We start from the raw sequence: 21,934 nt of genomic DNA on the forward strand, positions 1-21,934 counted from the left end.
AGGAGTCAATGAATGTCCTCGAGGAATTCCGGCGCAAGCGCCTTGGATCTGTCCAGCTGTGCGCGTGAGCCGATCCGTACCCCCGGCGCGATCCAGCCCTACGGATTGATCTTGGTCCTCGACCACCCGACATTGACCGTCAACGCCCGCGCCGTCGCGCGGCCGGAGCTCATCGAGACGCTCGGCGATCCGCTCGGGCAATCCCTTGACACCGTGCTCGGCGGCACGCTGGCCCACTGCAGGCCGCTGCTGGTGGCACTGGAGCAAGGTGCTTCGCACTTCCTCGGCGCGCTTCCGGTCGGCATGGCCGGCCACCACCCTACGGTGGCGCACCGCATCGGGGATGACGTCATCATCGAGCTGGAAGCCCCGGTGCCGGGCGAGCCAGGCTCGCTGGAAGACCTCTATCCCTCGATCCGCCGCTTCATGGCCGCGATCGAGCGGGCGCCCACCACGCAGGCCCTAAGTGAGATCGCCGCGGTGCATATCCGCGAGCTGACCGGCTTCGACCGCACGATGATCTACCAGTTCGACCCGGACTGGAACGGCGCGGTCGTGGCCGAGGACCGCAACAGCGTGTTGCCCTCCTACCTGGATCTGCGCTTCCCGGAATCGGACATTCCCGCGCAGGCGCGTGAGCTGTACCGGCAGAACCGGATCCGGCTGATCGCTGACAGCCACTACACCCCGGTACCGCTGGTGCGCGTGCCCGCGATCGCCGAGGCGCCGCCCACCGACCTCGGCCCGGCCATGCTGCGCAGCGTCTCCCCGGTGCACCTGCAGTACATGCGCAACATGGGCACCGGTGCATCGATGTCGGTCTCGGTGCTGTGCGAGGGCGAACTGTGGGGCCTGATCTCCTGCCATAACCGGCGCGCGCGCCGGGTGCCGTACCACGTGCGCACGGCCTGCGAGTTCATTGGCCAGATCCTGTCGCTGCAGATTTCGCTGAAGCAGCGCGCGGTGCAGGTCGAAGAACGCATTGCACGCCGCGCCATCCAGGTGCGGCTGCTCGGCCGGATGGCCGGCGATACCGACTTCATGGCCGCGCTGGGCCGCGATCAACGCAGCCTGCTCGCGCTGACCCAATCGGCCGGTGCGGCGATCGTGCACCGTGGCGAATGCATCCTGCACGGCGACTGCCCGAGCCAGCGCCAGGTGATGCAGCTGGTCCAGTGGTTGACCGCCCAGCCTATCGAGGGCGACATCTTCTGCACCGACACGCTCCCGCAGCAATGGAAGCACGCCGAAGCCTTCGCCGGCGTCGCCAGTGGCGTGCTGGCCATCTCCATCTCGCAGATCCACGACAGCTTCGTGATCTGGTTCCGGCCGGAGGTGGTCCGCACCGTCCGCTGGGGCGGTGATCCGCGCAAGGAAGAAAGCGAGCAGCCACTGTCGCCGCGCACCTCCTTCGAAGGCTGGAAGCAGACGGTGCGCGAGCAGTCGCTGCCCTGGAACGAGGTCGACCGTGATGCCGCGCTGGAACTGCGCACCGCGATCGTGGACATCGTGCTGCGCAAGGCCGAGGAGATGGCGGCGTTGAATGAACAGTTGCTTCGCAGCAACAAGGAGCTCGAAGCGTTCTCCTATTCGGTCAGTCATGACCTGCGCGCACCATTCCGCCACATCGTGGGCTACTCCGAACTGCTGTGGTCGTCGGCCGGCGAGCGATTGAACGATTCAGAAAAGAGATTCCTCGAGACCATCGTGGAGTCGGCAAAATCGGCAGGGACGCTGGTGGATGATCTGCTCAGCTTCTCGCAGATGGGCCGCTCCACGATGGGCCAGATCGCGATGGACATGACCGCCTTGGCCGACGACGTGCGCCACAAGCTGGACATGGAATACACCGGCCGTGCCATCGCCTGGGAGATCAGGACGCTGCCCAGGGTACTGGCCGACCCCGGCATGCTGCGGCTGGTCTGGCAGAACCTGCTGTCCAACGCGATCAAGTTCACCCGTGACACGCCCGAGCCACGCATCGAGGTGGGCCACCAACGCAATGACACGGAGGACATCTTCTTCGTGAAAGACAACGGCTGCGGTTTCGACATGCGCTATGTGGACAAGCTGTTCGGCGTGTTCCAGCGGCTGCATCACGTCGATGAGTACGAAGGCACCGGCATCGGCCTGGCCAACGTGCACCGCATCATCACCCGCCATGGCGGCCGCACCTGGGCCGAAGGCCAGGTCGGCGCCGGCGCCACCTTCTATTTCACCATTCCCTTTGCTGATGGAGACCACCTATGAGAGATCTGCGACCGATCCTGCTCGTAGAAGACAACCCGAAAGACGCCGAATTGACGATGGCGGCGCTTGCGCGCTGCCAGCTGCTCAACGATGTGACTCATGTGCGCGACGGCGTGGAAGCGCTGGAGTATCTCCGCTGCCAGGGTCCCTATGCAGGCGCCATGCACGGCGGCCCGGTGGTGGTGCTGCTGGATTTGAAACTGCCCAAGCTCAACGGCCTGGAAGTCCTCAAGGAAATCCGCAACGACCGCGCCCTGAGCAGCACCCCGGTGGTGATGCTGACCTCCTCGCGGGAAGAACAGGATCTGATCCGCAGCTACGAACTGGGCGTGAACGCCTTTGTGGTCAAGCCGGTGGATTTCAAGGAGTTCCTCGAGGCGATCCAGGGGCTGGGCATGTTCTGGGGCATCACCAATCAGCCGCCACCGCACGGCACCCTGTTCGGTGGGAAGAGTACAAACGATGGCTGAGGCCGCCACAACAAAGACCATCAGGATCCTGATGGTCGAAGACAGTGCACTGGATGCAGAGCTGATCACCGCGCAGCTGCGCCGCGCCGGGCTCCCGTTCACGGCCGAACGCACCTGGTCGCACCAGGGCATGCTCGATGCCCTGACCACCGCCTCGTTCGATGTGATCCTGGCCGACCACGTGCTGCCAGGCTTCGATGGCGACGCTGCCCTCGCCCTGGCCAGCGAGATCGCCCCCGGGATTCCTTTCATCTTCGTTTCCGGCACGCTTACCGAAGAACTCGCCGTGCAGGCGCTCAAGCGCGGCGCGCGCGACTATGTAGTCAAATCGCGCCTGCAGCGCCTGCCCGATGCCGTGGTCCGGGGCATCCATGAAGCCCAGGAGCGCCGCCGGCTGCTGCGTATCGAGGCCGAACTGCACGACAGCCACCAGCGGCTGAAGCTGATCACCGATTCGCTGCCCGCGCTGATCGCCTACTTCGGCCATGACCACCGCTACCGTTTCGCCAACAACGCCTATGTCGAGTGGCACGGCCGCACGCCGGAGAGCCTGATCGGCCGACATACCCGCGAGGTCGTCGGCGAGGACACCTTCAACAGCATCCAGCAGCACCTGGAGCGGGTCCTGCTCGGCGAAAAGGTGAGCTTCGACCTGCTCTCGCTGCGCAGCGACGGTACGCCCCGCCACGCACAGGTGGACTGCGTGCCCGAGCTGGCGCCGGATGGCGCGGTGCTGGGCTATTACGCCATGGCGCGCGACATCAGCGAGCTCAAGCATGCGCAGTCGCTGCTCAAGGCCAGCAACGAATCCCTGGAACGCCAGGTGGATGAGCGGACCTCGGCACTGCACCGGAGCGAAAGCCGGCTGCAGGCGCTGTTCGAATCCAGTTTCCAGCACCAGAACCTGCTGACCCTGGATGGCCACATCATCGACACCAATTCGGCCTCGCTGGCCGCCATCCTGGCGGACAAGCAGGACGTGCGTGGCAACCTGTACTGCGAATCGGCCTGGTTCGCCGACACGCCCGGCGTTCCCGGCGTGGTCTGCACGGCCATCCTGGAGGCTGCGGCGGGCACGGCGTCGCGCCACGAACTGGAACTGCGCCTGCCAACCGGCAAGCGCACGTTCGATTTCTCCTTCCGCCCCCTGTTCGACCATCAGGCACGGATCACCGCCGTCGTCTCCGAGGCCGTGGAAACCACCGCGCGGCGGCAGGCTGAAGAAGCGCTGCGGCACAGCCAGAAAATCGAGGCGGTGGGCCAGCTGACCGGTGGCATCGCGCATGATTTCAACAACATCCTGACCGTCATCGCCGGCAACATCGAGTACGCCAAGATGCTGACCGACCGGCTCGGCGACACGGCAGGCAATTCCTCACGCGCGCTCGACAACGCGATGAAGGGCGTCATGCGTGCGGCCAACGTCACCCAGCGCCTGCTCGCCTTCTCGCGTCGGCAGCCGCTGAAGAACCTGCCGGTGGATCTGAACGAAGAAATGCGCGGCATGCAGGACATGCTCAAACGGTCGCTGGGCGAGCTGGTGCAGATCGACATGGTGCACAGCCCGGATATCTGGTGCGTGGAGATCGATCCGAGCCAGCTGGAAGCCTCGATCCTCAACCTGGCGGTGAATGCACGCGATGCCATGCCCGAGGGCGGCCGCCTGACCATCGAGATGGACAACATCCACCTGGACAAGGATTACGCGGCGCAGCACCCGGACGTTCCGCCCGGCCAGTACGCCATGGTGCGCGTCCGCGACAGCGGCCAGGGCATGCCGCCGGAGGTCATGGCGCGGGTGTTCGAGCCGTTCTTCACCACCAAGGAGGTTGGCCGTGGCACCGGGTTGGGCCTGTCGATGGTGTATGGCTTCGCCAAGCAATCCGGCGGGCACGTTCTGCTCGATTCCACCGAGGGCAGCGGCACCACGATCACGCTGCTGTTCCCGCGCTCAGCCTCCGCCCTGCCGAGCGTGCGCCCGGCCGATGCACAGGCGCTGGACGCCTTCGAGGTCGAGGCGGAAACGACCGTACTGGTCGCCGAGGACAACGACGATGTGCGCGCTTACACCGTCGATACCCTGCGCCAGCTGGGCTATCGCGTGCTCGAGGCGCATGACGGCCCCTCGGCGCTGCGGTTGCTGGATCGCACCGACGTCAGCGTGGACCTGCTGTTCTCCGACATCGTGATGCCGGGCATGTCCGGCTGGGCCCTGGCCAAGCAGGCACTGGTCCGCAAGCCCGGCCTGCGGGTGCTGTTCACCTCGGGTTATCCGCGCGATATCGACGCAAGCGGCACCATCGCCCTGTTGGCCAAGCCCTTCACCCGCAGCGATCTGGCGCGGTCCATCCGCACTGCCCTGTTGGATGAAAGCCCCACCCAGAGCGGCAGCGCCTTGAACTGAGGCCATGCCAGGCGGTGCCGTGACGGGCACCCGCCCCCGGTCAAGACATGGGGCTGGCACGCGATGCACGGCCGGCTAACACGCACCGGCGCTAAGGTGGAGATCCGCACCGGTGGCGGCACGCCACGAGGATCTCCGCCCGCGATGACTGCCGCACGAACCCACCCACGATGCCGCGTGCTTCTCGTCGAAGACGATGCGCCCATCCGGGAGATGACCAAGGACATCCTCAACGACGATGGCTTCGATGTCCTCGACGTCGGCGATGCCGAGGCCGCGCTGGGTTGCCTCAGGCACGACGGCCCGTTCGACCTGCTGGTGTCCGATGTCGGCCTGCCCGGCATGGACGGTCGCGATCTGGCCACGATCGCCACGACCCTGCACCCGGCAATGCCGATCCTGCTGGTGACCGGCTACGCGGGGCCCGCCGGGGCCCGGCCCGACTTCCGCGGCGAGGAGATCAAACTGCTGCGCAAGCCATTCACGCTCAAGCAACTGGTGACCTCGGTCAGGTCCCTGCTCTGACAGCAGCTGGCCCGGCTACGACGGGTTCCTGATCGCCAACAGCGCGCGGGCACGTCGCTCCAGTTCAGCGGTCGTGAAGGGCTTGGTCAGCACTTCCATGCCGTCCTCCAGCTGGCCCGCGCCCACCGCTGCCGAGGCCGCGTAGCCGGTGATGAACAACACCGGCAACGCGGGACGCACCTGGCGGCCGGCGTCAGCGACCTGGCGGCCATTGAGCCCACCGGTCAGCCCCACATCGGTGATCAGCAGGTCGATCGTCTCATCGGAGCGCAGCAGGTCGATGGCCTGGCCTCCTTCCGGCGCCTGCAACACCCTATAACCCGCGCCGCCAAGCACCTCGGTCAACAGCGCGCGGATCGCTTCCTCGTCTTCCACCACCAGAATGGTGCCGACGCTGGGCGCTGAACGCGCCGGCAGATCCTGTGAGGGTTCTTGGGCGGCGTCCGCAGGGGTCTCGCCGACGAAGCGCGGCAAGTAGAGTTCCACCGTGGTGCCGTGGCCAACCTGGGAATCGATCCGCACCTGCCCGCCGGATTGGCGGGTGAAGCCATAGATCATCGACAGCCCCAGGCCGGTCCCCTGCCCGATCGGCTTGGTGGTGAAGAACGGCTCGAATACTTTTTCGATCACCGCCGCCTCCATGCCGGTCCCCGCGTCCTTGACGGCCAGCCGGACGTAATCGCCCGGCGGCGTATCCAGCGCCGCCGCGCCCTCGCCACGCAGGCTCACGTTGGCCGCGCTGATCAGCAGCGGGCCACCCTGAGGCATCGCGTCGCGGGCATTGATGCACAGATTCAGCAGCGCATTTTCCATCTGCGGCACATCCACCAGTACCGCCCAGGGATCGGACGCCAACTGCGTGGAGATCGCGATCGAAGGCCCCAGCGTGCGCGAAATGATATCCAGCATGCCGCGCACCATCGCATCAGCCACCACCGGCGTGGGCGCGAGCGTCTGCCGGCGGGAGAACGCCAGCAAGCGCTGGGTGAGCGCCGTGGCACGCGACGCGCTGGACTGCGCCATCTCCAGGTAGCGGCCGATGTCGTCATACCGCCCCTGATCGATCCGCAGCTCCAGCAGCTCCAGCCCCACCGAGATGGCGGTCAGCAGGTTGTTGAAGTCATGCGCCAGGCCACCGGTCAACTGACCCACGGCCTCCATCTTCTGACTCTGCCGCAGCCGCTCCTCGGCCACCTGCAACGCGGCGCTGCGGGTCTGCACGCGCTCTTCCAGGGTCAAGGTCAACTCGCGCAGCTGCTCTTCGGCCTGACGCCGCTCGGTCACATCCGAGGCGGTGCCGAACCACTCGGTGATCTCACCGGCGCTGTCCAGCAAGGGCACCGCACGCATCTGCACCCAACGCACACTGCCATCGGCCAGCAGGCTGCGGTGCTCCAGTTCCAGCGGCAGCCGCTGCGCCATCGCACGCGCAATGGCCTGCTCAAGCAGGGCACGATCATCGGGGTGTACGTAGCGTTCTCGCCAGTCGGTGACCGCAGGCAGGCTCTCGTCCGGTGCCACCGGCCCGGTCGCCAGGATCTGACGCATCTCGCGCCAGTCCGCGGTGACCGCATACAGCGACTGCGAGGAGGCGCTCACCAGCGCGCCGAGGCGGCGCTCGCTATGGGCCAGTGCATCGCTGGCGCGGCGCTCCTGGGTGCGGTCGCCCAGTACCTTGACGAAGCCCAGCACGGCGCCATCTTCATCGCGCAGCACGGTCATCGCCCCGCTGGCCCAGAAGCGCTCGCCGGACCTGCGCGCCAGCCAGCGCTCACCACTGACCCCACCCGAGGCCATCGAGACGCCCTGGTTGTGCCGCAACCGCTTGGCCTGGATATCGTCAGCGGTGTAGATCACCTCCACGTTCTGACCCAGCATCTCCGCCTCGGTCCAGCCGAAGATGTGCTCGGCCCCGGCATTCCACAGGGTCACCTTGCCCTGCAGGTCCGAGGCGACGATCGCGTAATCGCTGGCACTGTCGATGATCTGGCGATTGCGCGCCTCCACCTGCCGCATCGTGCGCTGCAGCTCGATGTGGGAGGTGACATCCAGGCCCTGAACGAATACGCCTGCCGTGCTGCCATCCTCACCGGCCACAGGCTGGAAGACGATATCCAGCATGCGCCGGGCCGAGGACGGATCGGACGGGAACGGCGCGTCGTACACCACCTCGCTGCCGATATACGGTGTGCCGGTGCGGTACACCTCATCCAACAGCGGCATGAAACCCTGGTCGACGATTTCCGGCAGCGCCTCCCGGATCGACTTGCCCAGCACATGGCGATTGCCCACCAGCCGTTGGTAACCCGGATTGGCCAGCTCGACCCGATGCTCAGGCCCGCTGAGGAAGGCCATGAACATCGGCGACTTGTCGAACAGCGCGATGAGCCGCTCGTTCTCCTTGGCCAGGCGCTGCTGGGCCACGATGATGCTGGTCACCTCGTTGGTCACGCAGAACGCGCCACCGACCCTGCCATCGTCGAGGAAGATCGGCGAAAACGAGAACGTCCACCAGGTCTCTTCAGGCACGCCCTGACGGCTCATCGCCACCGGCAGGTTCTCGTAGCGGGAGGATTCACCGGCAAAGGCGTTCTCGATCGGCGCGCGTACGGCATCCCAGGCATCGGCCCACAGCTCCCTCAACGGTGCGCCCAGCGCGCCCTCCAGGCGGGGCCCCAGAATCGGGCTGTAGGCATCGTTGAAGAAGAACGTCAGGTCATCGCCCCAGACCACGTACATGCTTTCGGGCGAGGCCAGGATCAGATTGACCGCATTGCGCAGCGCGCCCGGCCAGGTCTCGATCGGCCCCACCGGGGTCGCCTGCCAATCCAGTGCACGGACCTGCTCGGCCATCGGCCCGGTGCTGCCGGGAAAGCGCCCCGCCACTGCGCTCATGCGCACCGCTCCAGAACCACCGGGGGGCGCGTGCCGCGCAGCTGCGCGGCAGACCAGGGAAGGACGGACATCATCGGGGCACCGAACCTTGAACTGAAGGCATTGCAGGAGCTGGGGGAACGGCAGGCAGCGGGGGCCAGCCGGAAGGCGGAAAGCAATGTAAGCCAAGCGGGGCAAATCCATGTCAAGGCCGGCAGACGGTGCCAGCGCCTGGATCGATGTGCACGCGCCCGGGACGCACCGTTGGCGATGATGCGCGCACCTCCCCACCCCACCACTGCCATGGCCAAGCCAACGGGCTCCCGTCTCGTCATCTATGCCGCCCTCGCCGGCAACCTGGCCATTGCCATCGCCAAGTTCGTCGCCGCCGGCATCTCCGGCAGCTCGGCCATGCTCAGCGAGGGCGTCCACTCGCTGGTGGACACCATCAACGAGTTGCTGCTGTTGTACGGCCTGCGCCGTGCCGAGCAGAAGCCGGATACGCTCCATCCCTTCGGCTACGGGCGCGAGCTGTACTTCTGGAGTTTCATCGTGGCGCTGCTGGTGTTCGCCGCCGGTGCCGGTGTATCGGCCTATGAAGGCATCCAGCACATCCGCACCCCCGAGCCGGCCACCAACCACCTGATCAGTTACGTGGTGCTGGGCATCTCCTTTGTGTTCGAAGGCACCTCATGGTGGATCGCGCTGCGCGAATTCCGCGCCACCAAGGGGGCGATGGGTTACTTCGAGGCGTTCCGCCGCAGCAAGGACCCCTCCACCTTCACCGTGCTGCTGGAAGACAGCGCCGCCCTGCTCGGCCTGGGTTTTGCGCTGGTCGGCCTGCTTGCCGCGCAGTTGCTGGACATGCCGGTCCTGGATGGCGTGGCGTCGCTGTGCATCGCCGGCGTGCTGGCGGTCACCGCCTTCCTGCTCGCCCGCGAGACCAAGGGCCTGCTGGTCGGTGAGCCCGCGCACCCGGCCGTCGCCAAACGTATTCTTGCCGTCGCCACCCACGATGCGGACCTGCGCCGCGCCAATGGCGTGACCACGATGCAGATGGGCCCGGACCAGGTGGTCGCGATGCTGAGTGCGGAGTTCGAGGATGATCGCACCACCCCGCAGATCGAGGCCTGCATCACGCGCATTGAAAAGGCGGTGAAAGCCGAGTACCCGGAGCTGGTCGCGCTGTTCGTGAAACCGCAGACGCCGGAGGTGTTCCAGGCGCGGCGGGCAGCGTTGGGGGAACCCCATCCCGACACGTGACTCCCTTGCAACGCGTGCAACATCGCAGGCGCTGCGCACGATGCCGTCACGGATGCCGTTGGATGCTCAGCTGCCATGCGCCGCTTCGCACAAGCCATCGCTGATAGCGAGTCACTCCCCGCCGGCCTTCCTGCTGAGTTGGCGCGGACGCTGGCGGCCGCGCCGGACCACTACAACATCGCCAAGGGTGGCGTGGCCACGGTGCTCGCGCGCGACCATGACGGCTCCATCGCCGTGGCCGACATGGTGTGGGGCCTGGTGCCGCGTTGGTCCAAGGAGCCGGCCACGCCGTATACCACGGTGACCGCACGGCTTGACCGCGCGCCACGCAGCCGCATCTACGCGCAGGCCTGGGCGCAGCGCCCGTGCGTGCTGCCCATGACCGGCTACTACAAATGGGATCGCGAGCGCCGCCCCCCCTGGCCCCTGTTCGTGCAGCGCACGGATGGCCTTGCCCTGCTCGCAGCCGGCTTGTGGGAGCACTGGGAAAGCGACGACGGCCAGCAGCTGGACAGCTTCACCGTATTGACCGGCCCCAACAGTGCGATCCCTTCCCCACTCACACCGGACGGGCCGATCTTCATCGCGCCGGCCACCGCCCTGGACTGGTTGAGTGGCGCCTTCCAGACGCCTGCGGCATTGCGTGCCCGCGCCTCCACCGCGGCGTTGGAGGCCTATCCGGTCAGCCGCGCGTTTCGTGATCCTTCGCGTGACGATTACACCCTGTTGGAGCCTGTCGATCCGGATACCACCGTAGCCAGCACCGAACCGCAGCCATGGGATGGCGATGGATGGGATGAACGCGATGCGGATGAGTGACGTGCAGCGCACGTGAGCATCAACCTTTCCGGCGCTTGAACGGATTCCGGGCCCGCGCGCAGATTTCACCTTCGCGCCACCGCGTTCCCGTCAGGGTGGAGATGCCCAGCAACACGGGCCCTCTCTCTAACCAATTGTGGAGTCAACCATGGACAAGAATCGCACTGAAGGCGCCAAGAACCAGGTCAAGGGCACCGTAAAGGAAGTCGTGGGCAAGGTCACCGGCGACAAGACGAAAGAAGTGGAAGGCAAGATCCAGAAGGGTGTTGGCGAAGTCCAAAGCGACGTGGGCAAGGCGCGCGACGACGCTCGCCGCTGAGTCTTGACCCCACCGCTCTCTGACCCACATCGGGCAGAGAGCAGTGGGAGGCTAGCCGTGTGCATCGCCGGCGTACGCCACCCAACCTCTGAACGAAAGCGCGGCATAGAACAGACTCGGCCGCTCGAATCCTGCCTCCTCCAGCAGCTCGACTTCTTCCTCCGGCGACAGGGTGGGCAATCGGTTGGCGATCGTATCGGCTCGTACAGCGGCCGTCTCACCGCCCAGTCCACGCGCTGTCACGAACGCCGCCCAGCGCTGGAACCACCGGCGTTTCCCTGCCGGATCGCCCGGCACGCTATGGTGCGCAATGATCAGCGGTGCACCAGGCGCGAGCCGACGCCGTAGTGCACGCAGCGTACGCAGGCGCTCTTCGGCCGAGAGAAAATGCAGCGTCAGCAAGCAGGTGGCGCCATCGAATGCGATAACTGGCGCACTGTCGATATAGCCTGCGATGAGTTCCACCTGGGCCGACAGCGCATCCCCGAGCACGCGCTTGGCGAGCCCCAGCATCTCGGCGGAAGGATCCACGCCGGTGAAGTGCCAGGCAGGACTCGCCTCGGCAAAGGCCTTCAACTCCATGCCACCGCCAGCCCCGAGCACCAATACGCGCCCATGTGGCGGTACGTGTTCGGCCAGCAGAACGTGGGCCATCTGATGCAACGCCTGGACGCCCGGTACCTGGCGGACCAGGTTGTCGGTGTACTGGGCGACGGCATCGGGATCGGAGAAGGACATGCAGGCCACCTTGTTCACAGTGGCGCATAATGTAACCTTATTGGTTACATTAAAGATCGCATCACTCCAGCAACCCCATCAATGCGTGGTGTACCGCCACCCCCGCCAGCGCGCCCTCACCCACTGCCAGCGCGATGCTGCCCGCCATCCGGGCCGCATCGCCGCAGGCGAAGACACCCGGCACCGTGGTCTGCTTGGCCGAATCGGTGGTGATGCAGCCGCCGCCCTTCAGCTCACAGCCCAATTGCTCGGCCAGATCACTGGACAGCCGCGAGTGCGGCGAGATGAACAGCGCATCCACCGCCACGTGCCGCCCATCGGCGAGCACCACTGTGGCGGTGTCTTCCACGCGCTGCACCTGGGCCGACTCGATCACGACGCCGCACGCCTCCAGTCGTGCACGCTGCTCGGCATCGATGCTGGCGGATGCCTCGCTGCAGAACAGCGTGATCTGCCCCCAATCGCACAGCAGCAGCGCCTGGGCCGCACCGCCATCCTTCGCACAGCCAATCACCCCGATGCGCCCCTCAAACACCTCGTAGCCGTGGCAGTACGGGCAATGAAAAACGCTTCGGCCCCAGCGCTCGCCGATGCCTTCGATGTCGGGCAGGTCGTCGGTTACCCCGTGGGCCAGGATCACTCGATCCGCCACGAATGTCTGGCCGTCTTCGACCGTGACCTGGAAGCTTCCGCCGTCATCGATCGGCTGCGCCGCCACCGCCGTACCGGTGAGCCAGGTCAGGGTGGGATAGCGCAGCAGCTCGTCACGCGCCTGGGAGGCGATGTCCGCCGGCGGCAGGCCTTCCCTGCCAAGAAACCCATGGGCGACGCGGGCATTGCGGTTGCGTGGCTTTCCCCCGTCGATGATCAGCACGTTGCGCCGGGCGCGCACCAGCTGCAGCGCTGCGGACATGCCGGCGTAGCTGCCGCCGATGATGATCACGTCGTACTTTCCGTTCTCTGGCGCGGGAGTGGACATGGGGCTTCCAAGGCTGGGCTGAGGGCATCATGCGCCCGCCCATCGGCTACAGCCTGTGAGGCAGCAGGATTCGACGCGCATGCCCCTGACGGCGGGATGAGGGCTTGAACTCCCTGGCAGGTAGCGGCTACGTTTCCTGTACGCCCTGCGTGGAAGAACTGCGATGCGTTCAAGGTTGATACGCTCCTACCCGGCAACCCGTGCAGCAACGCTGACTGTCGCCCTGTTCGCAGCCGCCGCGGCAACCGCCGCTGAGCCGCCCAGCTTCTTCTCCGCGCTGGATCACTACGGCAACGAGGACTACGCCGCCTGCAGCACCACCTTGGGTGAGCTGTACCGCCAGGACCTCCCCTTCCCCGACGGCGGCGAACTCCTGTTGATCGAATGCACAGCCGCTGCGGGCGATCATGCTGCGGCGTTTGCATACGTTGATGCCCTGCTCGCGAGCGGTCGCCTGCCGCTGGGCGACCTGCGCACGAAACAACGGCCCGGGCTGGACGCACTGCGTGCCGATCCGGCGTGGCCGGCGGTGCTGCAGCGCGTGGTCGCCGAAGAGAAGAAGCGCGAGACGCTGCGCGATGCGCCCCTGCGACTTGAACTGTTGGCGCGTGAGGCCAAGGATCAGGCAGCACAACATGCCGCCATCGCGGCAGGCGGCGGAGATGCGTGGGGGCAGACCGCGCCGGTGAAGGAAGCCAATGCGACCTGGCTGAAGGGCATCATCGCCGAGAAGGGCTGGCCGGGTATCGCGCGCGTCGACCGCGATGGGGCCAAGGCCGCATGGGTGATCGTGCAGCATGCCGATCATGATCCCGCGTTCCAGGCGCAGGCACTGGCCTTGATGCAGAAAGCCGCTGAAGCCGGCGATGCCGATGCCGCTGACGTGGCGCTGCTTACGGATCGCGTGTTGCTGGCGCAGGGGAAGCCGCAGCGTTACGGAACGCAGTTCGGGGATGCTGCCGATGGCGCGATGGAACTGCGGCCCACCGAGGATATGGAAACGCTGGATGCACGGCGGCGTGCGGTGGGCTTGCAGCCGTTGGCGGCGTACAAGGCGATGCTGTCGGAGATGTATGGCAAGGCGGTCAGATAGGAGGCTGCCGTTCTCTGCGCTGGCGGGCGTGTGTCCCGATGCCGGTACTGGTCATACACCTTCAACGCGACAGTGGCATCCTGCATGTTCGTACGGGAGCCCAATGATGCGGACAACGGGAAATCTTCTTGCAGCAGGTGCTGTCACGCTGAAGGTCGGCGTGGTGTTCTGGGTACTGGTGGCTTGGCGGACGCCCGGCGGCGAGCCCTGGGACGCGCCTGCGTTCTGGACCGTCGTCTATCCCCTCGCACTGGCCATTGCCGCAGTGCTAGGCGCGTGTTTTCCCCGTAAGGCCTGGCTATGGGGACTGTTGCTCATGGTGCTGCAGGTGCCGGTGGTGGCCGTGATGTCGGGCGTTGGCCCGTTGTTGCTGGCCGGGCTGGTATATGCCCTGGTGCTGGCGTTGCCTGCGATGGCTATCGCGGCAGTGGCGGGCGCGCTGCGTCGCCGCCTGTATGGGAGGGTTTGAGACGCTCAGCGCTTCGCCGGCTGCCACCCTGCGCGCATGGCATCCGCAGGGTGGCAGAACATGCGCTCGCCGTGGCTCAGGTCGATGCGCGTGCGCTCGTAGTCCCGCTGGCCGGGCACATGGTAGATCTTCCTGCCCTCGCGGGAGATGTTGCCCTTGATGCGGCACCCGCCCGACGACGACTGAGCGGCCACCGGGGCTTGTCGTGCCGTCTGGTCACGCTTGCTGCGCCGATAGTCAGCTGGCATCTGGAATGGCCCCTGCCAGAGGTTCCGCTGGTGCTGGCGCGCGTCGGCTTCGTCCGCGATGAATGCCGTGGCGTACTGGCGATACGCGACCGCCCAACCGGAGCGCACCATCCACCGATTGACCGACGCCCCCTGGACAAAGCACTCCGCCACCACCCGGCCGTAGCGGTCGGTGTCCTTGGGCTGGCAACGAACGGTCTTGTCCAGCAGATACTCATCCAGCACGGCGGCTGACCGCCGGCCACAGGGCCAGGGACGTCCGTCTTTGGCGGTGCATTGCTGGGCGCTTTCCGGCGCATCGATGCCCCAGAGGCGGATGCGCTGCTTCGCCACGGTGAGAGTGTCCCCATCCGTGACCGTCGCGCGGCCAACCAGCTCTGCTGCCATGCCAGGAACCGAAGCAAAAACCAACAACAACACCACCAGACCTTTCAACATCATCAACAACAACGTCCTCTAAGCGCATGCTCGTATGCGGGCGCCAGTTCAAACAGGGCTGAACATTTTAGCGGAGGTGGAGAAAGGACGCCGACCACATCGACGGCCCTTCAATTCGGACGTGTTTTCCTGGTGGGGTCGTCACATATGAAACGCCGGGCCTGCCGAGAACGTCGGCGAGTTCACCCTGACCCGCAACGCAATGAGCAGACTGGCGAGGAGCATCACCGCTGCAGCCACAGTGAGGACTGCGACGATGCCGCCCAATCCGAACACCAGGCCGCCCAAGGCAGCGCCCGCGGCGATGGAGGACTGCACCGCTGCAACCACCATCCCGCCCGCACTCTCGGCCTGATCGGGCACCGCACGTGCGACCCAGCTCGACCACGCCACCGGCACGCCACCGAAGGCCAGGCCCCAGAGCGCGACCAGGAGTGACAGCCCGCCAGCGCCCACCGGCAACAGGAGCATGCCCAGAGCAGCTACGCCAACCACGGCAGGCATGATCACCAACGTGACCTTCATACTGCGCTCCATGAGCCAGCCGGCCAGCAGTGTGCCGACAAAGTTCGCCACACCAAAGCCGAGCAGAATCAGCGCCAGGCCATCAGCGCTCATCTGCCCCAAGCTCTCCAACGCTGGGCGGATATAGGTAAAGAGCGAGTACTGACCGGTGTGTGCCAGAACGCAACCGAGCATTCCGACTGCAACACCCGGCCGGCGTAGGAGCCCCACCACCGACTCAGGGGTCGCCGCCTTGCGCGGCGCCATTCGGGGCAGCGTGAACCACTGGAACGCAAACGTGAGTCCCCCTACCGCCGTCGCCGCCCAGAAGGCGCTGCGCCAGCCCAGCAACCCGCCGAGGTAGCTCCCCAAAGGAACCGACACCACCGTGCCGACCGCAATCCCGCTGAAGATGATGGACAGCGCGCGAGGCACGCGCTGTGACGGCACCAACCGCATGGCCACGGCCGCTGCCATGCTCCAGAAACCGCCCAGCGCAATGCCCAGAAGCACGCGCATCAGCAGCAGGACCCCCATGCTGGATGACAACGCCACCAAGGCGTTGGAGAGGATCATCAGAGCCGTGAAACCCAGCAGCACCCGCCGCCTGTCTATCGAACGGGTCAGCCGCGGCACAAGCAGGCCAGCAAACAGCGCCACAACTGCGGTGACCGTCACCGCTTGGCCGGCCAGCGCCTCCGACACCCCGAGGTCCGCCGCCATCGGCGTCAACAGACTGGCCGGTAGATATTCCGCCGTGAGCAGCCCGAAGACCCCCATGGCCAGCGAAAACACCGCCACCCATGCCGATGAAGAAGGCTCCCCGCTCCCCCTGTCCACAGAATCAGGCGTGTTCGCGGCATCAACTACGTTATTGCTCATCACAGATCCCAGTACATTCGTGCAGCCGAGAGTCTAGGGAGGCAGGGCAGGATGATCTATGATTGTCCAACCTATATTTTTGATCGAAGCCCCGGTCCGCTCAATGATCCACGCTCCACACCAGTCCCAGCCCACCGACCTGATCAGCGAGCTGCTCACCGGCATGCGGCTGCATGGCGTCCAATACCGACGCATCCAGACCGGGCCGACCTTTGGACTTGGATTTCCGCCGAAGCCAGGCCATGCCTACTTCCATTACCTGGCCGTACGCAGTGCGATCCTTCGAGGCGCGGACGGAAGCCAACACGTTCTCTCCGCCGGGGATGTCGTGCTTCTTCCCCGCGGAGAAGGCCACGCACTGGTGTCGGGCGAGGACCATCCCGTCCAGAGCCTGGAAACGATAGACGCCGCCCCACTGGGTGACACGGTGAGCGGGATAGACACGTGCCCGAGTACACATGCCGTGCCAAGCGCAGTGCTTTTCCACGGATGCATGCTGTTCGATCTCGGTGGCATGCAAGGGTTGAGCAAATTGATGCCGGCCGTGATGTTGGCCGATGGCAACGCCACTGCGTTCCCTGGGCTGTTGCCGATGGTCGACGCGATGAAGCGCGAGGTGTGCTCCGGACGTATTGGCTATGCAGGCATACTCGCCCGGCTGGCGGATGCCGTCGCCGCCATGATCGTGCGTGACTGGGTCGAGCGCGGTTGCGACGGAGCCTCCGGCCTGGTCATGGCCATGCGCGACCCTCGCCTGTCGCTGTCGTTGCTTGCCCTGCACAGAGACCCCGGGCGTGACTGGACCGTCGAAGCGCTGGCTGCAGAATCCAACATCTCACGCTCTGTCTTTGCGGACCGGTTCCAGAGTGTGATTGGAACCGCGCCCCTGCGATACGTGACTGAGCTGCGAATGCAATTGGCGAGTCAATGGCTGAGCCAGCAAAGCCTATCCATCGAGGTAGTGGCAGAGCGTCTTGGCTACGCGTCGCAGGCTGCCTTTAGTCGCGCGTACAAGCGGGTCATGGGGCACTCGCCTGGCGCGACTCGGCGGGGACATCGCTTGGCCTTGGCATAGCGGGCAGTTTGGTCAGTGACTCAAGCTGCCTGAGCTTCGTGAACGGGCTGCAATTGGTTGGCGATCGCATCGGAACGCGCCACCGCTGGTCGAATGCGATCAGCGGTGGTGTGTCACGCCCCCTTCGGGGCGCTTTGTGCTGATAGCGATCGGTGGCCTGGGATTGTTGGGTGCATCCATGCACCCAACCCTTCCGCGCTGCTCGCTCCAGGGCCAGCCGTTCGGCTGTCCGGATTCGCTCCCGGCGAATCCGTCGAACCCGCGCGGCGTCGGCACCCTTTTCTCTCCGCCAGATACGCAAAACGCCCCTTTCGGGGCGCTCCGTGCTGATAGCGATCGGTGGCCAGGGATTGTTGGGTGCATCCATGCACCCAACCCTTCCGCGCTGCGCGCTCCAGGGCCAGCCGTTCGGCTGTCCGGATTCGCTCCCGGCGAATCCGTCGAACCCGCGCGGCGTCGGCACCCTTTTCTCTCCGCCAGATACGCAAAACGCCCCTTTCGGGGCGCTCCGTGCTGATAGCGATCGGTGGCCAGGGATTGTTGGGTGCATCCATGCACCCAATCCTTCCGCGCTGCGCGCTCCAGGGCCAGCCGTCCGGCTGTCCGGATTCGCTCCCGGCGAATCCGTCGAACCCGCGCGGCCTCGGCACCCTTTTCTCTCCGCCAGATACGCAAAACGCCCCTTTCGGGGCGCTTTGCGCTGATAGCGATCGGTGGCCAGGGATTGTTGGGTGCATCCATGCACCCAACCCTTCCGCGCTGCGCGCTCCAGGGCCAGCCATTCGGCTGTCCGGATTCGCTCCCGGCGAATCCGTCGAACCCGCGTGGCCTCGGCACCCTTTTCTCTCCGCCAGATACGCAAAACGCCCCTTTCGGGGCGCTTTGCGTATCTGGCGGAGAGAGTGGGATCGGATCACCACGGATCTAACCAATTCTCTCCGTTGCAGAAAGCCTGTTTGACAGGTTTCCTTTGGATGTTTCCTCGATCATAGCCAGTCTTGGGTACGGTTGGTACTGCTTCCCCGGATGACCAGGCCTCCCACCGATGGAGGAGCGGTCGGCTAGCAAACCAGCCAACCAAGGCGGCCCGATGGCCGCAGGGGCGGAGATACATCTAAGGATGAGATCTATGGTCGAATTGGATGTTCAGATATGTGAAATTTCTCTCATTTCTCATTTGGCGACTATGGGCATGGGTGCTTGGATAGGCTTTCTACCAACGAAAGGAAGGCCCTATGCGCCACGACACACAGCTCCACATCGCCAGCCAATTGCTCAGCGCCCTCATGGTCAGCACCCCGAGTCGGGACATTGACGATCGCGACGTAGATGTTCGGCATGCTTTGGATGTCGCCGCCGAACTGATTAGGCAGTGGGGACCGACTACGCCCCCTGGGGGCTTTACTCCCCCGCCCGCAGCCGGCACATCGCTGAGAATGCCCGTTGACCGCTCACTCCCACCACCGGAAATGCCGGAATCAATGGAGCAATGGCGGAGCAGCAGGATCAACACGCCGATGCCCGGTCCGAAGCCAAAACTGGGCAGACGACCTGGTCTGCACTGAGTAAGAAGAGGCCCCGCAACTGCGGGGCCTCTCGCTTTATGGATTCGGCGCCGAAGGACGCGATGTCGGACCAGGCCGAGGCACCAGCGGGTCCTTGCGCACCGACGGCGACACGAATGGGGGGAACTCATCGCAAGACTGAGCCAACTCCGACGCTTGTTGAAGGATGTCGCTTTCGGCGGCGTCCAGCGCCGGCTGAGTCGCCATCTCTTGGGCCTTAGCCAACTCGATTGACCGCATCTCGAGCACAGCCAGACGCCTCTCTCGGCGTTTGGCCCATTCCTTGGGCGACCACTGGCTCCCTTCTCGTGGGTGGTCCGCGTTGAAGCTCTCCCACTGCTGCTGCGCCATGTGGTGAAGACGGTCTGCTCGCCGGACCGCGCTCTCCCTCCGCCCCCTTCTCAGCAACGCCTGCTTGAGCGAGCGGATCTTGACCGCAACAGGTGCGACCAACGGGTGTGCCTGGGCGGTGTCACCAAAGCGGACCACGTGACGGCGCACACCTGCAAGCCACTCCCTAACAACGCCCAAAGCCAAATCAGCGCGGGCCTGGGTGATCTCCCACAGGTCTCTCAGTGCAACATCAATCCACTCGAGGCAGTTCCACTGCCTCGGGGGGCGCTCTGGCCTCAAGACACCGTTCTCAATGGGAGGTAGGCGAATGCCCATCACTCCCTCAATCCTGAGATCGCCGACCGCGAGGAACGGCGCGGCAGACTTCTGCTTGGCTCGCTCAGCGAGGGCAGCCCGGTGATCGTGCGTGGGAGGAAGTCCAATGGCACGCCCCTCAGCCACAGCGTCTTGGATCAGCGATTCGAACTCTTGGTCGTTTTCCTGCTGAATCGACAGGTTGGTCTCTTCGACGTGGGTGGCCTGACCTCTCCTGGCAAGCGCCGTCGCGACCTTTCCTTGATGCCGGGTAGGCTCCCTAGATAGCAGCGTTGCCCGAATCGGATCACCGTCCAACAATGCTGTCTGGGACTGCTCCTCCAAGCTGCGATGGTCCACCCGGGAACGGATGCCAGCCGCCTCCAGATGCGAGTTGATCGTGGACGCCACGGCCTCGCGAACCCACTCCACCTCGATACGCCCCGTCGGACCACCATCCAGCTCTGTGGTCTTGTCACCAAACCTCTCTCCGGTGATCCGTCGTGTGCTTGCCAGGATGTGGACGTGGTGGTTCACACCGTCAGTGGTTGGCGGCGAATGGATGCTTGCTTGGACGACGAACCCATAGCGGGCTACCAACACGTCAGCAATCGCCCAAGCAAGTTCACTGCGCTGTTCGGCATCGAGCTCGTGTGGCAGCGACACTTCGAACTCGCGTGCAATCGTTGCGTCTTTGCGACGCTCGGCCGCTTCGACCGCGGGCCAGAGTTCGCCTGGAATTAGGGCCCATGGCGGCGCTCCTGGAGGGCCCAGGCAGCTGCTTGCGACGACGCCACCGCGGCGCCGATAGTCGTGCACTTGTCCTGTCTGAAAGTCTTTAAGGCGCAGGCCGCCGCGATAGGCGGCCGCTGCGACGGCGGACTGGCCTCGCGCACGGCTGAAGGTTTTGACGCTGGTGTGGTAGATAGCCATTGAGATCTCCGTGATTGGTCGGAGTCTTTATGCTTTTGTTTTTTCTCTTCGCAAGCGGGAATCCGCTTGGGGTCCAAGGGGCGAAGCCCTTTGCGCACGTGTAACGGAGTTACACCTAAGTGCGCTCTTGCACTGTTCTTTTAAGCATGTTTTTTGAGCGCTCATTGAGCGTTGCACGTTCGTACATTTTCAGATGCGAGCGATCTTGACGGCATCAACTTCTTTGGTTGACTGGTTTCAACCTCATGAAGGAATTCACCATGACCGCAACCAATCACTACCATGAGCGCATCCAGAGGGCCACCGAGCGGCTCGCCCAGCTTCAGGCGCGCGAGCTGTTGGCATCACAACGTCAAGCGAGCAAAGCCAAGCAAGCCCAACGTCAGGAAGAAGCGCGCCGCCGCCGCCGTGTCGCAGCGCTGGTTTACTTGGCTGCTGCAGAAACACTGGATGACGCAGAACTCTTGGGCGCGCTTTTGATCCACCAGCAGAGCCGCATCGATGATGAAATCCGAAAGGATGCCCGCGTCGTCGGCAAAGCGAAGCTGCACGACTCGGCTGCTCTACATTGAAGCGTTCGATCTGAGTGCTGGCTGCCAAAAAGCTGAGCGGCCAGCCATTCTGTCAACTCTCTCTACGTTTCATGTGGAATGACTGAGTCCGGACCCGGGCAGGGCTTTCCTATATGGCCCAAGCTACTACGACCTTCCCGAGGCCCACCGCTGATCCCAATCCCCCGAGTATGAGAAAAGCTGCGGGCACGCAACAACCCAAGGCCTTCCCCATTTTTCGCTGGCGTCCCGCACGCGTGAGCGGCACACCGATCTGTCTGGACAACTTGGATTTTGCCGCTGACAAGCCGCTTGCTCGTTTCCAAGAAAAGCCTGGTATTCCTCTCCGCCTTCCCATTGCATCCTCCTTGAGCAGCACTTCGTCGACTTGTGTCCCAGACTACTTTAACGCAACGTCCACTGAGGTCCTGGGGCGCCAACCAGCGGAAATCCTACATGTTTTCCGCATGAGCCCAAATCGATGGCTCGCTGAATTGGCAAACTAGGTCGAGGGCTTCCCGAATCAAATCCGTCCCTATAGAGTCTTCGGTCCAGCTCCGTGAAGAGTCTGAGCCCGCATTCAGCGGCCTCCAAGAATCGCCTCTCGGACCAAACTCGCTGGAGATCAGGTGGCTCAGCCGGCTCTACCCTGAAACGCAAGCCGGGCATCGGTCCCGCCTCTGGCGTTACTATGGCCTTAAAGGAAGCGCCGTAGGCAGGGGGCCACGTGGCGAGAAAAAGGAAGCAATCCGCCGCCGGCTGGATCGTCGGTGTATTGGTCGTTATTTGGCTGATTCCAAAAGAGATTTGGATCGGTCTCGGCATCGCCACACTTATAGGATTTGCCCTATGGGTCTGGCTCAGATGGCGGGCTGAGAGGAAGGTCG

17 protein-coding genes are annotated in these 21,934 nt (G+C 64.8%); 11 read left to right on the top strand and 6 right to left on the bottom strand.

Translation table 11 applies throughout. The annotated features are described in order from the left end of the window. Positions 1–12: 12 nt before the first annotated feature. The 4 genes from ACW6W5_RS09485 (at position 13) to ACW6W5_RS09500 (ending at position 5,649) form a co-directional block, all read left to right on the top strand. Positions 13–2,250, top strand: coding sequence for an ATP-binding protein (locus tag ACW6W5_RS09485; RefSeq protein WP_121037449.1), 2,238 nt, complete (start codon positions 13–15; stop codon positions 2,248–2,250). Further along, positions 2,247–2,720, top strand: coding sequence for a response regulator (locus ACW6W5_RS09490; protein ID WP_152151195.1), 474 nt, complete (start codon positions 2,247–2,249; stop codon positions 2,718–2,720). Before ACW6W5_RS09485 ends, ACW6W5_RS09490 begins: the two co-directional genes overlap by 4 nt. Then, on the top strand, positions 2,713–5,124 hold the full coding sequence (locus ACW6W5_RS09495) for a hybrid sensor histidine kinase/response regulator (RefSeq protein WP_152151193.1): 2,412 nt from the start codon (positions 2,713–2,715) through the stop codon (positions 5,122–5,124). Before ACW6W5_RS09490 ends, ACW6W5_RS09495 begins: the two co-directional genes overlap by 8 nt. Before the next feature lie 144 nt (positions 5,125–5,268). Further along, positions 5,269–5,649, top strand: coding sequence for a response regulator (locus tag ACW6W5_RS09500; protein ID WP_183073659.1), 381 nt, complete (start codon positions 5,269–5,271; stop codon positions 5,647–5,649). Between the two features lie 15 nt (positions 5,650–5,664). Here ACW6W5_RS09500 and ACW6W5_RS09505 read toward each other — a convergent pair whose 3' ends face one another. Next, the gene (locus ACW6W5_RS09505) at positions 5,665–8,544 is read right to left on the bottom strand and encodes a hybrid sensor histidine kinase/response regulator (protein WP_226956572.1); all 2,880 of its coding nucleotides are present in this window, start codon (positions 8,542–8,544) and stop codon (positions 5,665–5,667) included. A 282-nt stretch (positions 8,545–8,826) separates the two neighbouring features. Here ACW6W5_RS09505 and ACW6W5_RS09510 point away from each other — a divergent pair, with 282 nt between their 5' ends. From ACW6W5_RS09510 to ACW6W5_RS09520, 3 genes are all read left to right on the top strand, one after another. Next, complete coding sequence (locus ACW6W5_RS09510; RefSeq protein WP_152151190.1) at positions 8,827–9,786, top strand: cation diffusion facilitator family transporter; 960 nt, start codon at positions 8,827–8,829, stop codon at positions 9,784–9,786. 75 nt (positions 9,787–9,861) lie between these two features. After that, positions 9,862–10,605: an SOS response-associated peptidase gene (locus ACW6W5_RS09515; protein WP_121037464.1), complete on the top strand. Its 744-nt coding sequence runs from the start codon at positions 9,862–9,864 to the stop codon at positions 10,603–10,605. Between the two features lie 148 nt (positions 10,606–10,753). Next, positions 10,754–10,924, top strand: coding sequence for a CsbD family protein (locus tag ACW6W5_RS09520; protein ID WP_019184192.1), 171 nt, complete (start codon positions 10,754–10,756; stop codon positions 10,922–10,924). A gap of 51 nt (positions 10,925–10,975) precedes the next feature. Here ACW6W5_RS09520 and ACW6W5_RS09525 read toward each other — a convergent pair whose 3' ends face one another. Both ACW6W5_RS09525 and ACW6W5_RS09530 read right to left on the bottom strand, forming a co-directional pair. Next, entirely contained in the window at positions 10,976–11,662 is a 687-nt protein-coding gene (locus ACW6W5_RS09525) for a class I SAM-dependent methyltransferase (protein ID WP_121041106.1), read from the bottom strand. Between the two features lie 61 nt (positions 11,663–11,723). Further along, positions 11,724–12,641 carry an NAD(P)/FAD-dependent oxidoreductase gene (locus ACW6W5_RS09530; RefSeq protein WP_152151189.1) on the bottom strand — a complete coding sequence of 306 codons (918 nt, stop codon included), beginning with the start codon at positions 12,639–12,641 and terminating at the stop codon, positions 11,724–11,726. 163 nt (positions 12,642–12,804) lie between these two features. On the opposite strand from ACW6W5_RS09530, the gene ACW6W5_RS09535 reads away from it, so the two are divergent. Together ACW6W5_RS09535 and ACW6W5_RS09540 are read left to right on the top strand one after the other, a co-directional pair. After that, complete coding sequence (locus ACW6W5_RS09535; protein WP_121037470.1) at positions 12,805–13,734, top strand: DUF6624 domain-containing protein; 930 nt, start codon at positions 12,805–12,807, stop codon at positions 13,732–13,734. A gap of 103 nt (positions 13,735–13,837) precedes the next feature. Then, complete coding sequence (locus ACW6W5_RS09540) at positions 13,838–14,203, top strand: hypothetical protein (protein WP_152151187.1); 366 nt, start codon at positions 13,838–13,840, stop codon at positions 14,201–14,203. Positions 14,204–14,208: 5 nt separating this feature from the next. Here ACW6W5_RS09540 and ACW6W5_RS09545 read toward each other — a convergent pair whose 3' ends face one another. Both ACW6W5_RS09545 and ACW6W5_RS09550 read right to left on the bottom strand, forming a co-directional pair. Beyond that, complete coding sequence (locus ACW6W5_RS09545; RefSeq protein WP_152151185.1) at positions 14,209–14,892, bottom strand: thermonuclease family protein; 684 nt, start codon at positions 14,890–14,892, stop codon at positions 14,209–14,211. Positions 14,893–15,030: 138 nt separating this feature from the next. Then, on the bottom strand, positions 15,031–16,275 hold the full coding sequence (locus ACW6W5_RS09550; protein ID WP_152151183.1) for an MFS transporter: 1,245 nt from the start codon (positions 16,273–16,275) through the stop codon (positions 15,031–15,033). Between the two features lie 58 nt (positions 16,276–16,333). Here ACW6W5_RS09550 and ACW6W5_RS09555 point away from each other — a divergent pair, with 58 nt between their 5' ends. Then, positions 16,334–17,350: an AraC family transcriptional regulator gene (locus tag ACW6W5_RS09555; RefSeq protein ID WP_152151181.1), complete on the top strand. Its 1,017-nt coding sequence runs from the start codon at positions 16,334–16,336 to the stop codon at positions 17,348–17,350. A 1,601-nt stretch (positions 17,351–18,951) separates the two neighbouring features. Here ACW6W5_RS09555 and ACW6W5_RS09560 read toward each other — a convergent pair. Next, on the bottom strand, positions 18,952–20,496 hold the full coding sequence (locus tag ACW6W5_RS09560) for a MobA/MobL family protein (protein ID WP_152151179.1): 1,545 nt from the start codon (positions 20,494–20,496) through the stop codon (positions 18,952–18,954). Positions 20,497–20,756: 260 nt separating this feature from the next. Here ACW6W5_RS09560 and traD point away from each other — a divergent pair, with 260 nt between their 5' ends. Then, complete coding sequence (traD, locus tag ACW6W5_RS09565) at positions 20,757–21,068, top strand: conjugal transfer protein TraD (RefSeq protein ID WP_152151430.1); 312 nt, start codon at positions 20,757–20,759, stop codon at positions 21,066–21,068. Positions 21,069–21,934: the final 866 nt, after the last annotated feature.

The sequence above is a fragment of the Stenotrophomonas sp. IS26 genome (assembly GCF_054188265.1).

Bases quoted from the DNA above. Each gene is read 5' to 3' on its own strand.
- ACW6W5_RS09485 (WP_121037449.1), top strand. From the start codon at position 13: ATGTCCTCGAGGAATTCCGGCGCAAGCGCCTTGGATCTGTCCAGCTGT.
- ACW6W5_RS09490 (WP_152151195.1), top strand. From the start codon at position 2,247: ATGAGAGATCTGCGACCGATCCTGCTCGTAGAAGACAACCCGAAAGAC.
- ACW6W5_RS09495 (WP_152151193.1), top strand. From the start codon at position 2,713: ATGGCTGAGGCCGCCACAACAAAGACCATCAGGATCCTGATGGTCGAA.
- ACW6W5_RS09500 (WP_183073659.1), top strand. From the start codon at position 5,269: ATGACTGCCGCACGAACCCACCCACGATGCCGCGTGCTTCTCGTCGAA.
- ACW6W5_RS09505 (WP_226956572.1), bottom strand. From the start codon at position 8,544: ATGAGCGCAGTGGCGGGGCGCTTTCCCGGCAGCACCGGGCCGATGGCC.
- ACW6W5_RS09510 (WP_152151190.1), top strand. From the start codon at position 8,827: ATGGCCAAGCCAACGGGCTCCCGTCTCGTCATCTATGCCGCCCTCGCC.
- ACW6W5_RS09515 (WP_121037464.1), top strand. From the start codon at position 9,862: ATGCGCCGCTTCGCACAAGCCATCGCTGATAGCGAGTCACTCCCCGCC.
- ACW6W5_RS09520 (WP_019184192.1), top strand. From the start codon at position 10,754: ATGGACAAGAATCGCACTGAAGGCGCCAAGAACCAGGTCAAGGGCACC.
- ACW6W5_RS09525 (WP_121041106.1), bottom strand. From the start codon at position 11,662: ATGTCCTTCTCCGATCCCGATGCCGTCGCCCAGTACACCGACAACCTG.
- ACW6W5_RS09530 (WP_152151189.1), bottom strand. From the start codon at position 12,641: ATGTCCACTCCCGCGCCAGAGAACGGAAAGTACGACGTGATCATCATC.
- ACW6W5_RS09535 (WP_121037470.1), top strand. From the start codon at position 12,805: ATGCGTTCAAGGTTGATACGCTCCTACCCGGCAACCCGTGCAGCAACG.
- ACW6W5_RS09540 (WP_152151187.1), top strand. From the start codon at position 13,838: ATGATGCGGACAACGGGAAATCTTCTTGCAGCAGGTGCTGTCACGCTG.
- ACW6W5_RS09545 (WP_152151185.1), bottom strand. From the start codon at position 14,892: ATGATGTTGAAAGGTCTGGTGGTGTTGTTGTTGGTTTTTGCTTCGGTT.
- ACW6W5_RS09550 (WP_152151183.1), bottom strand. From the start codon at position 16,275: ATGAGCAATAACGTAGTTGATGCCGCGAACACGCCTGATTCTGTGGAC.
- ACW6W5_RS09555 (WP_152151181.1), top strand. From the start codon at position 16,334: ATGATTGTCCAACCTATATTTTTGATCGAAGCCCCGGTCCGCTCAATG.
- ACW6W5_RS09560 (WP_152151179.1), bottom strand. From the start codon at position 20,496: ATGGCTATCTACCACACCAGCGTCAAAACCTTCAGCCGTGCGCGAGGC.
- traD (WP_152151430.1), top strand. From the start codon at position 20,757: ATGACCGCAACCAATCACTACCATGAGCGCATCCAGAGGGCCACCGAG.